The organism is Spirulina sp. CS-785/01, assembly GCF_028330525.1.
In the GTDB taxonomy this organism is placed as follows: Bacteria; Cyanobacteriota; Cyanobacteriia; order Cyanobacteriales; family Spirulinaceae; genus JAQMSD01.
This window is the reverse complement of sequence record NZ_JAQMSD010000046.1, coordinates 1-11,367: the sequence shown is the minus strand read 5'-3', so window position 1 is coordinate 11,367 and position 11,367 is coordinate 1. Positions and strand designations below refer to the sequence as shown.

General features: G+C 46.2%; 9 protein-coding genes. 3 read left to right on the top strand and 6 right to left on the bottom strand.

Going from position 1 to position 11,367, the window contains the following annotated elements:
• Nucleotides 1–845 (bottom strand): tetratricopeptide repeat protein (locus PN462_RS02270; RefSeq protein ID WP_272126273.1); only part of this gene is annotated, 845 nt, incomplete at its 3' end.
• Between the two features lie 273 nt (nucleotides 846–1,118).
• Here PN462_RS02270 and PN462_RS02265 point away from each other — a divergent pair.
• On the top strand, nucleotides 1,119–2,360 hold the full coding sequence (locus tag PN462_RS02265; RefSeq protein ID WP_443029042.1) for a bifunctional folylpolyglutamate synthase/dihydrofolate synthase: 1,242 nt from the start codon (nucleotides 1,119–1,121) through the stop codon (nucleotides 2,358–2,360).
• Nucleotide 2,361: 1 nt separating this feature from the next.
• On the opposite strand, the gene PN462_RS02260 is transcribed toward PN462_RS02265, so the two are convergent.
• The 5 genes from PN462_RS02260 to PN462_RS02240 form a co-directional block, all read right to left on the bottom strand.
• On the bottom strand, nucleotides 2,362–2,835 hold the full coding sequence (locus PN462_RS02260) for a pentapeptide repeat-containing protein (RefSeq protein ID WP_272126271.1): 474 nt from the start codon (nucleotides 2,833–2,835) through the stop codon (nucleotides 2,362–2,364).
• Nucleotides 2,836–3,057: 222 nt separating this feature from the next.
• Entirely contained in the window at nucleotides 3,058–4,710 is a 1,653-nt protein-coding gene (locus tag PN462_RS02255; protein WP_272126270.1) for a YcjF family protein, read from the bottom strand.
• Nucleotides 4,711–4,754: 44 nt separating this feature from the next.
• Complete coding sequence (locus tag PN462_RS02250) at nucleotides 4,755–5,312, bottom strand: Uma2 family endonuclease (protein WP_272126269.1); 558 nt, start codon at nucleotides 5,310–5,312, stop codon at nucleotides 4,755–4,757.
• Nucleotides 5,313–5,409: 97 nt separating this feature from the next.
• On the bottom strand, nucleotides 5,410–6,933 hold the full coding sequence (locus tag PN462_RS02245) for an SLBB domain-containing protein (RefSeq protein WP_272126268.1): 1,524 nt from the start codon (nucleotides 6,931–6,933) through the stop codon (nucleotides 5,410–5,412).
• A 76-nt stretch (nucleotides 6,934–7,009) separates the two neighbouring features.
• Entirely contained in the window at nucleotides 7,010–9,187 is a 2,178-nt protein-coding gene (locus PN462_RS02240; protein WP_272126267.1) for a GumC family protein, read from the bottom strand.
• 292 nt (nucleotides 9,188–9,479) lie between these two features.
• Here PN462_RS02240 and PN462_RS02235 point away from each other — a divergent pair, with 292 nt between their 5' ends.
• Both PN462_RS02235 and PN462_RS02230 read left to right on the top strand, forming a co-directional pair.
• Nucleotides 9,480–10,313 (top strand): ABC transporter permease, encoded by an 834-nt coding sequence (locus PN462_RS02235; protein WP_272126266.1) that lies wholly within the window; start codon nucleotides 9,480–9,482, stop codon nucleotides 10,311–10,313.
• A gap of 30 nt (nucleotides 10,314–10,343) precedes the next feature.
• The gene (locus PN462_RS02230; RefSeq protein WP_272126265.1) at nucleotides 10,344–11,162 is read left to right on the top strand and encodes a class I SAM-dependent methyltransferase; all 819 of its coding nucleotides are present in this window, start codon (nucleotides 10,344–10,346) and stop codon (nucleotides 11,160–11,162) included.
• Nucleotides 11,163–11,367: the final 205 nt, after the last annotated feature.

Below are 11,367 nucleotides of genomic sequence, written 5' to 3'. Positions count from 1 at the left end.
CCTAAAGCATCGTAAACCCCACCAATATTATTGAGAGTAGTGGCTTCTCCTGCGCGATCGCCCACGGCTTCCCAGAGGGGTAAGGCTTGGTTCAAGTACTCTAGGGCTTCTTCTTTTTCTCCTAAAGCATCGTAAACCCCACCAATATTATTGAGAGTAGTGGCTTCTCCTGCGCGATCGCCCACGGCTTCCCAGAGGGGTAAGGCTTGGGTTAAGTACTCTAGGGCTTCTTCTTTTTCTCCTAAATCTGAGTAAACCTTACCGATACCAGTGAGAGTAGCGGCTTCTCCTGCGCGATCGCCCACGGCTCGTCTGAGGGGTAAGGCTTGGTTCAAGTACTCTAGGGCTTCTTCTTTTTCTCCTAAATCTGAGTAAACCCCACCAATATTATTGAGAGTACGGGCTTGCCAAGTTTGAACGGTTTCTAGGTCTTCTCCACTTGCTTCTTGCCCTAATTCCTGCCAAATGGCTAAAGCCTGTTCATAATGCTCTAAAGCTTCAGGTTTGAACCCTAATCTAGAGTAAGCAACTCCTGCCCCAACTCTTGCTAAACCTTCACCAAATTGGTTTCCCCCCGATTGAAATAAGGGAATTGCTGCTTCAAACTTCTCTATTGCCGCTTGTAATGATTCTGCTGTCCCTTGGTTCAATAGTTCAAAGCCTTCTTGAAATAACCTCTGTGCCTCCTCAACTTGGCTATTCTGCGCCACTCTCTCAGTCGAGAAGCGTGTCTCTGCCTGTTCTAGCGTTTCTCGCTCTATTGCCCCTCCTGCCTCAACTCCCCCCACCACGGGCAACAACACCCCCAACACCAAAAGACTCCGAACCACTGAGAAACGCTTCATTATTTTTCTACCCGAATTTCCTTTTCCAAATTAGCAAACCCATCGCCAGATGTCCCCTCTTTTCTCGCTATTTACCTGACTGTCGCTTCTTGATTTCCTCGGCCAGCATCGGCACAAAGGGAAGTAAACTGGTTAATTGTTGCTCGAAGACTGTCTGCGTTTCCACGTCCTATGCGTCCATCCCTCTTGCATCCCATCTGGCAGTTTTTTGCTAAACTACGGTCTCCTAGCACTGAACTTGAAGAATGGTCGAATTCTGACCCCGAAGAATCTATGATTGATAACCCCGTCACTGATCTATTAAACCCGTTCCAACGGTTTGGAGTCCATCTGGGTCTAGACCGTATTAACCACCTCCTTGACCGTTTGGGCAACCCACAGCAGCAAGTTCCCCTGGTTCATGTTGCGGGGACCAATGGCAAGGGGTCGGTTTGTGCTTATGTGTCTTCGGTGTTGACTGCTGCGGGGTATCGGGTGGGTTGTTATACTTCCCCTCATCTCGTTGACTGGACGGAACGCATTCGCATGAATGGGGAGAATATTTCGGTGGCGGCGTTTACGGCTATTTTAGAACAGGTTATCGCGGCCACTGACCCCCACACGGAAACTCCCACTCAGTTTGAAGTGGTGACGGCAGCAGCGTGGTTATATTTCGCCCAGCAAGCGGTAGATGTTGCGGTGATGGAGGTGGGGTTAGGGGGGAGACTAGATGCAACGAATGTTTGTGATACTCCTCTTGTGACTGCGATTACTTCGATTAGTCGAGAACATTGGCAACGGTTGGGGGATACGTTAGCTAAAATTGCCGGGGAAAAGGCCGGGATTTTAAAACCCCATCGTCCGGTGGTGGTGGGTCAATTGCCTCCGGAAGCGGCAGGGGTGGTGAAAAAGCGTGTTGAGCAGTTAGATTGTCCGGCTGTGTGGGTGACTCCTGCGCGTCCTCTGGGGGAGGGAAAAGCGGAATATGCGGGGATTGAGTATGGGTTGCCGTTGTTGGGGCCGGTGCAGTTGTTGAATTCGGCGATCGCCATCTCTACGTTACAACAACTCCAACAGCAAGGATGGGATATCCCTCTCACGGCAATGCAAACGGGACTCCAACACACTCAATGGACGGGACGCATTCAATGGCGAGAGTGGAATGGGTATAAATTGTTAGTGGATGGGGCCCACAACCCGGCAGCGGCCATGGCCTTACGTCAGTATGTGGATACGCTAAAACCTCCTATTACTTGGGTGATGGGGATTTTAGAAACCAAAGACCATCGAGAAATTTTCGAGGCGTTATTACGACCCCAAGATACTCTTTATCTAGTCCCTGTTCCCGATCATGCCACGGCAGACCCGGCAGAGTTGGCGGAGTTGGCCCAAGAGGTGTGTCCGAGTCTAGACCGTTGTTGCACCTATCCCGATCTTTTTCCGGCGTTAATGGAGGCGTTGGAGACGGATCAACAGGTGGTTTTATGTGGGTCGTTGTATCTCTTGGGGTATTTTTTGCGGAAAACGGGGGGTTAATCTATTTAAATTGCTCCGGATCAAACTGTTCTGCATCTCCCCCAATCCCAATGGCCGTGTTTTCAATTTCTGCATCGGTGAGAATTAATTCTTCCATCACAGCACCCGCCACATTAACATCATACAGTTTTGCAGCAGTGAAGTCCACTTGCACTAAGCGGGCATTTTCTAAGGTTGCATTTGTCACCATAGCCCCAGTTAAGTTTGCCCCGGTTAAGTCTGCTCCGGTTAAATCTGCCCCTTCTAGGTTACTATATGCCAAATTTGCCCCTGTTAAATCGGCTTCTCGTAAATCTGCCCCAATTAAATGTTCTTCGGTTAAATCTGCTCCGGCTAAATCGCAACCTTGACATTGATTTGTGCGTAGTAACTGTACCACATGATCGGGGTTTTCGGCTCTCGCTGCCCCTATGAATAATAACCCAGTGACTAGCGTTAAGGGAGCAATTACTTTAATTATTTTAATTCCTCTCATCTGTCCCTCCCAACGGATATTTTATTTGGTTTTTATGAAGTTGGAGCATTATTTTTGCGCCAACTAAGTATATTCTAGCAAGTTTATTAAGGAAGACTGGACAAAATTGCCAAACTGTATATAAACGTAATGAAACTTTGAACAAAACTTTTTGCGCAGTCCCCATCTAAAATTTATAATTTAGATGGGGTTAGCAACAACTCAGTCTGATGAGGGTTGGGATTACCAGTCGTTATGGTTGCGGTGGGAGTCCCATTCCCAATCATCTTCTGGGAGGGGTTCAGCAAGGGTTACGGGAGGAGGGACGGTGATTTCGTCTAGTTCTGGTTCTTCTAAGTCTTCTTCTTCTGCTAAACTAGCTTTAATGGGTTGAACGACTCGCGCGATCGCATCTTTAACAAACCCCTTCATAAACTCCTCTTTCTGCACCAACTGAAACTGACGTTGCACCACTTCTGTCATCCCTCCATCTCCCCAGTCTTGATCATGACGGAAATATTCAATAAAACTTTTCCCCGCAATACGGGTTAAATAGGCCGCAGTCACCCCTTGAATGGCCTTCCCGGCCACATAAGTCGCCACATTTAACTGTAATGCCGTGGCCACCATCTGTACAGCACCCTTCACCACCCCCAAACTCACCAACGTTTTCCCCAACGACATGGCCAACTCTCGGCCCCGTTCCATATTCAGTTCGCACCCATAAACCTTGCCAATTTCGACCACCATCTGTGCATTAACTGCTGCGGTGGCCAGCAAGTCCACCACAGGTAAAGGAGTCACCGCAATCACCCCCGCCCCAATCCATTGAAAACGGTCTATAATCTTATCAGCCTGTCTGCGTCGCTGTTTATCAATGATGCGTCTTGCTTCCTCTCCCAACCGTTGCGACTGTAAGAGGATATTATCGGCCACTAAATCTTCTCCTTCGGCCCGTAACACTGCTGCGAGTCGCTTAATAAGGGGGAAAATCTCCGGTTCAGGTTCAGCTAATTCTCCATTCTCTAATTGTACAGCTTGAGGGTTCGCACAGACGGCCACCACATCCGCCGAGGGGATAAAGTCGGCCACTCGGTCCCGTAGTTGCTTTAAAATTAGCTCAATTTCGCTTTCGGTGTAGAGATCAGTCTTATTTAACACCACCAGAGACCGCTTGCCAATTTCCGCTAGAAACCGCAAAGGTTCATACTCTGACTGACGGAGATCATTATCGACTACAAACAATAATAAATCCGCTTCGGTGGCCAATTGTCGTGCAATTTGTTCTCGTTCCGTTCCTTGGACTCCCACTTCTAAAATGCCTGGAGTATCTGTTAATAAAATTTCCCGTTCTAGTCCAGGGACAACCATGCGATAGGTTTTCCCTAACTGGGTTGTTCCCATGGTGGCCCCCACATCTCCCACTACTTGACCAATTAACCCATTAATAACCGATGTTTTCCCCGCAGATCCTGTTCCAAAAATAACAACTTTGATCTCTCCTCTAGCTAAATTTTCCGCAATTAAACGCGACCTTTCTAAAAGTTCCCGTTGTGCGACTTTATCCTGAATTTGGGACACTTGTTGGCGAACTGCTTTTAAATTTTCCCCTGCTGCTGCGGATTTTTGTTCAGGGAGATTCCGAGTAGCCCGTTGCTGTTGCCGTTTTTTCTTGGAGGTGGTACGACTGGTGAGGTTAAAGTAATAAATAAAGGCAAAAATGAGTAATCCGAGTAAGATAATTAAGAGGAATAATAATAAGTTAGCTAAGAGGGGGGCAGTAAAGGAAATTTGAAAGTAAAGACGGTATAAAGCATCAACTAACCATAACATTAATCCCAAAATGAGACTAATGCCAACAATTAAGATAATAATGCGGGGAAGGTTTAAGCGCATTAGAAACAATTAACAATAATCAATTTATAATTGGCAATGCTATATTACAATAATTTTTTTAAAGTTAGCTGGAATCCTTGTACTACAGTTTCTCCGCTTAGGGTGGCGGTTTCTGGGTATTGGGTGATTGAACCATCGGTGCGATAAACGAAGGCACAGCGATTTTTGCGGTCAATTAACCACCCTAATTTTACCCCATTTTCTCTATATTCTTGCATTTTTGCTTTGAGGTTTTCTAAATTATCGGTTTTAGAGCGAATTTCTATTACAAAATCAGGGGCTAAGTTAAAAAATTCGTCTTCTCCTTCGTCCCATCCTTGGGGTAAATTTTCGTTGGCAACAAAGGCCGCATCTGGAGAACGAACTGCATCATTAGAGAGTTTAAATCCTGTATTAGAACTAAAAACTTCCCCTAATTCATTCTCTAATACAAAAGTCATTAAAAAAGTAATGGCTTTGGCTTCTCGATTTCCCGATATTTTTCCAGTCGGTGGCATGGTGACTAATGTTCCATCAGCATTCCGTTCAAAGCGCAATTCAGGATTTTTAGAACTCAATTGCATTAATTCTTTATCACTTATTTTAGGCGTATATTGAATCATTTTTTGTGGTTCTTGGTTGCTTGTTATTTGTTGTTTTTTATTGGAGACTGATTACTGTTCCCTATTCCCTATTCCCTATTCCCTATTCCCTTAATCCTTAATTAAAAATTCCAAAAATGCGGAAAAAGTTCAGAAAAGAGAAAAAGCTACCGACGGGGGAAAGGACAGAGGAGACAGTATCACCGACTCTGGCCACAGTGGAACGACGGACAATGACCACATCATTATTTAATAAAACTGGATTATTTTCATTATTAATGCCTTGGGATAAATCCACGGGCAATTGTTCTCTGGAGACTGTACCATTGGGGTTAAGGCGCACTAATTCAACAATACTTTCTTTGGCTCGATTATTAAACCCGCCAGCCGCTAAAATGGCTTGGTTGAGAGGGGTATTAGAGGGGACTTCTTGGGTCCCTGGCCGTTCGACTTCACCCACTACATTAACGCGGATGGTTTCTGGGGCAAAACTGGCGGATGCCAGTGAACCTGCTTCGCTGGGGTCAATTTGTTCCGCTTGGGGGACCATAATGGTGTCTCCGGGTTGCAGGGGGATATCTTGGGTTAAGTTGCCCGCTTGTAATAACTCCCAGAGGTTAATATTAATGATTTCTTCTTCCCCAGACCGTTTCATGCGTCGTAAGCGAACATTGCGGACATCTGCAAAGGGGGTTATCCCTCCCGCTTGTTCGATGGCTTTGGTTACGGTGGGGGGGGCTGTACTCCCTTCTGAGTTTACTGTATAAGTTCCGGCTCGCATAACTTCTCCTACGACGGCAATTTGTAGGGGGGTACTGGCATCGGTGGCAAAGCTGGCATCGGCTAATTGGCGCATTTCGTTGCGGTTGGTGATAATTGTGGTGGGGATATAGAGACTATCACCATCTCGTAGAATGATATCTTGGCCCGCATCTCCCCGTTGTAACAAGTCCCAGAGGTTGACACGATAGACTTGTTGTTCCCCTTGGTAGGTGCGACGGATTTCCACTTGGCGAATGTCGGCGGTGAGGGTAATGCCATTAGCCAGTTTGATCACTTCGGTGACGGTGGGAAAGCCATCGGCATCGGCGGGGTTAATGGTGTATGATCCAGGACGGTTGACTTCTCCTGCGATCGCCAGTTTAACGGGACGAGGAGACAGTAACCCTAGGGTGACAATGGGACGGACCAAATAGGTCTTATATTCCTGCGAAATGCGGTCTGCGGCAGCATCTAGGGTGAGGTTTTTGACATTAATACTCCCGACAAGGGGGAGGTTTAATGTGCCGTCGATGAGAACGGGATATTCTCCACTATACTCCGGTACATCAAAAATATCTAACCGAATGCGATCGCCCGCCCCCAGCGTATAAGGTTGTTCCGGTGGGGGAGACGTGGGGAGAGGTATTTCGGTCTCCAGTTCAAAGTCCTCAAACTCCGAAACCGGAACAGTTTCTTCAGGTGGGGTGACATTGGGAGAAAAATCATTATTGACCGGAGTTTCATTCTGGGGAAACTCATTCTCCATCTGCGTCCCATTTTCGGGAAAGTCCGGGGTTTCAAAGGTAGGAATTTGTCCCTGTACCGCTTTTGTCCCCCCACTCAATAGAAGTAGGGTTAAAACCAGTAAGTGTGAGCGCATTTTTTTAAGAGGTAATGGGTAATGGGTAATGGATAATGGATAATGGATAGTTACACAAACAACCAACAACAGAAAATCACCGTTCTTGACCGACAGGTTCTTCTTCAGAGGAGAAATAGCGGTGATAATAGTAGTATGACCCGCCACCAATATCCTTTGCACCATTGGCAATTAAGCCTAACGCCGACGTTTGCGACACTTTGATATTATCGAGGACTTGTTTTAACAGAGTTCGGTCCGTCCATCCTAGTCTCACCACCATTAACATCACATCCACCTGAGAAGCCAAAAACTTCGCATCGGCTAACCCTAACATAGGGGGAGTGTCAAAGATCACTAAATCGAAGGTTTGGCGGAAACGTTCGATGAGAGACCGCATTTTTTGGGAAGACAGGAGACGGGTGGGGTCCGGGGGAATTTGTCCCGCAGTGAGGATAAACAGGTTATCATCATTGGGCGATCGCTGAATCACATCCTCCACCTCAATATCCATCGAAATGACATGAGACAACCCCCAAACATTCGGTAAATCCGTCATCCCATGGATTTGAGGCCGCCGTAAGTCCGCATCCACCAGTAACACCCGTTGTCCCATGGCCGCCGCGGCCTGGGCTAAATTGGCCGACGTAGTGGACTTCCCTTCCAGGGGGATCGAAGAACTGATCACCAGCGTCTGTAACGGCTTATCCGGCGTAAAAAAGGATAAATTAGCATTGAGAGACCGAAACGCCTCCACAAAAGGAGAAGCCCGATAACGACGGGAAAACGACGGGAGAGAGTCCTTACGGTCCTTGAAATCTTTGCGATAGGGAATAATGCCCAGCAGAGGTAAACCCAGATTCTCTTTGAGATCATCGGGAGAGTGAAAGCGAACATCCAATTTTTCCGCAATTAAAGCCGCCCCGGCCCCCGCTAACAGTCCAGCCACCACCGCCAATAAAATTCCCCGTTGAGTATTGGGGGCAATAGGATATTGGGGCAGTTGGGGATTATTAATCAACTCCCAAGACATAGTACGTTGGGCCGCTTCGATTTGCAGGTCTTCTTGGACACTGAGAAAGCGTTTTAGGCTTTCTGTCGCCACTTCTAACCGTCGCTGGAGGTCATTATATTGGCGGTTGAGGACAGCAAACTTCTGCATTTCCGCTTTAGCCCGACTTTCTGCTTCTTGCAGGGCATTTTCCTGAACCGTTAAAACTTGTTGTTGGTTGAGAGTATCAATCAGGTTTTGCGTCAGACTGAGACGGATACTATTGGGAGAAGTATTTAAGTCATCAATCTCCGTATTTTGGGCTTCTTCCCCCAAGACAGCCACCGCTTCCTCACGGATCAACGGCATCAGGTTCTCTTTCCGGTCTCGCAACCCTTGGAGACTCGGGTTTTGGTCAGTAAACCGGGCCGACTCTAGGGCGATTTGGGTTTCAATTTCTTGGAGTTGGTTTAATAACGTTTGATACCGGGGGGCCTCACTCAAGGCCGTCACCGTCATAGCAGTATCTAAATCAATCTCTAATTGACTATTCAACTTATCGTAAAGGGCTTGGTTGGCCTTGAGGTCCGCTTGAGTATCCTGGCGTTGTTGTTGAATTTGGTTGAGACGGTCCGCCACCTTCTGGCCTTGGACTTGGGGATCAAGTAAATTATGTTCTTGGCGGAATTCTTGGACTTGGGCTTGTAACGTATCAACTCGGTTTTGCAGTTCCGGTAACTGTTCCTCTACAAATTGTAAGCCCTTTTCTTTCCCCGTTTTCTGTTCCCGTTGGGAATAGTCAATAAAACCCACCGCCACTTGATCCAGAATATACTTAATTTTCTCTGGGTCTGAGTCCTGATAGGACACCTCTAGAATTTTTGTGCTATCTACCCGACCAATGCCTAAATTGCCAATTAACCCGTTATAGTCCACATCGGGATATTTTTCCTGAATCTTCTCCACAATGGGGTCCATAACCGTGGGACTGCGTAAGACTTCCACTTGGGTATCATAGTCCAGTTCTAAGCCCAATTGCCCAATCAGTCGCTGACTAAATTGGTCAAAACTCGCTTCTCCCGCAATGGGTTCGACTAACAGGCGAAACTGACTACGATAGAGGGGAACTTCGTTAAATACCCGGAAACTCACCGCTAAAGTAACTGCCCCACCCACCAAAAATATTAACCACCAACGGCGACGTAACGCCGAAAGTGCTTGACGTAGGTTAAGGGTATCTTCTTCAGCTTTGGGGAGATGTGGGGGGGGTAAACTTTCACTCATCTTGGGTTTACCCAAGGGAGTATTCCCCGGGCCTCCGGAAAAGGGAGGTTGAGAATTTAAATTTGAGACCATAATACTCAAACTCGATAAAGAGAAGTCGTCCCGTTTAGGAATGGCACTTTTTCTCTCAGGACAGATGATTCTATGATAGAGGCTTGCAACACCTTCAGCACTGTCTCAGTGTAATGAAGGATCACACAGGACGTTCTACAGGGCATAATGTTTGTCTATTCTAGCCCCCCTGTGGGGCTTTGTCGCCCTTTTGAGTTACTCAATGGAAGTATTTTATCCTATGGCTACGTCTAACCCCCCAGAATTAATTATTGAAGCGGGTCGCACGGAAAAGCAATATTGGCGCGACCTCTGGCGGTATCGAGAGTTATTTTATTTTTTGGCGTGGCGAGATATTCTGGTGCGCTATAAGCAAACTATAGTGGGGGTGGCTTGGGCGTTGTTACAACCTTTTGTGTCAATGATTGTGTTAACGGTGGTATTTGGGAATATTGCCAAATTACCGTCCGATGGTGCGCCTTATCCTATTTTAGTTTTTGCGGCCATGTTGCCTTGGCAGTTTTTTGCCAATTCTCTCTCTGCGTCGAGTAATAGTTTGGTGACAAATGCCAATATGATCGCTAAGGTGTATTTTCCCCGTTTAATTGTCCCGACGAGTGCGGTGGTGGTCAGTTTTGTGGATTTTTGGGTGGCGGGGATGATTTTGTTGGGGTTGATGGCTTGGTATAATTTTGTACCGACTTGGCGTATTGTGTTATTACCGATTTTTGTGGCCATAGCCGCTTTAGCCAGTTTGGGGGTAGGCTTATGGTTGGCGGCGTTAAATGTCCGTTATCGGGATTTTCGCTTTATTGTGCCGTTTATTATTCAGTTTGGTTTATATATCTCCCCTGTGGGGTTTAGTAGCAATGTAGTCCCGGAAAAATGGCGGTTTCTCTATTCTCTCAATCCTATGGTTGGGGTAATTGATGGCTTTCGTTGGGCGATTTTGGGGGATAAGTTTCAATTGTATTGGCCGGGGTTTCTCCTGTCGGTGGCGTTGGTGTTGGCTATTCTGGTGAGTAGTTTCTGGTATTTTCGCAAAATGGAGCGCACGTTTGCGGATGTGATTTAACAATTGGTGATTGGTGATTGGTGATTGATTATGAATGATGATCAGTATCCGGAATTCCCTTTGGCGGGACGAAATAAGAAGGCGTTTCTTTGGACTCCTGACGGTGTACAAACTTTGCTGGATGCGGGGTGTGCTTGGGGGTATGGGACTCGCTTTTTTACGCAGAAAAGTGAGCAAGTATTTGGACTTGAACCGGATGAAAAGTATATTGAAATTGCCCAAAACCGTTATCCTGACCTAGAGTTTACGGTTTCTCCTCTCGAACAAACTCCGTTTCCGGATCAGTTTTTTGATGTAATTATTGCTTGCGATACCTTGGAACACGCGGAAGATGAGGTGCAGTGTTTTTCTGAGATGTTTCGTATTCTGAAACCCCAAGGTTTGTTAATTGTAACTACTCCCCATCAAGGAGTATTTGCTTTTCTCGATCCGGCGAATGCTTTACCTTATTTAGAGTATTTTGTCAAGCGTTATTTAGGAATTTTTTATAAGTTAGCTTATTGGGTGAGAAAGCGGAAGTTTCCCGAAGAAGTTACGGCAGAAAAGCCAATTTATACCCATGAAAATACCCATCGACATTATACGAAAGAGGATTTTATTGAGTTTTTAAATCAATCGGAAGCGAAAGGACGGTATGACATATTAAAGGTTTTTCGTTCTGGGTTATTGTTGGGGGTTTTAACTCATAATATTGAGTTTTATATTAGTTTATTTTTTCCGGTTAAAGTTAAGAGGGTTTTGGAGAAAGTTGTGATTACGCCTTTAAATTTTTTGGCAGAGTTGGATTATTGGATTCCTTATCATAGGTTGGCGTATAATATTGCTTTGAAAATTAGAAAAATTGAGTAAATAGCTTGGGTTAAAACGTGATCATGTAGGTGGGGTGTAACGAAGTTACCTGAATATGCCTTGGGTTAAAACGTGATAGTGTAGGTGGGGTGTAACGAAGCAGCCCTGTCAAGGTGAGAAATTGTAGAACGAGACACCGTTGTTTCAGACACTTGTGAGAGACATTTTCTCCCCCTCTCCCAAGGTTGGGAGAGGGGGTTGGGGG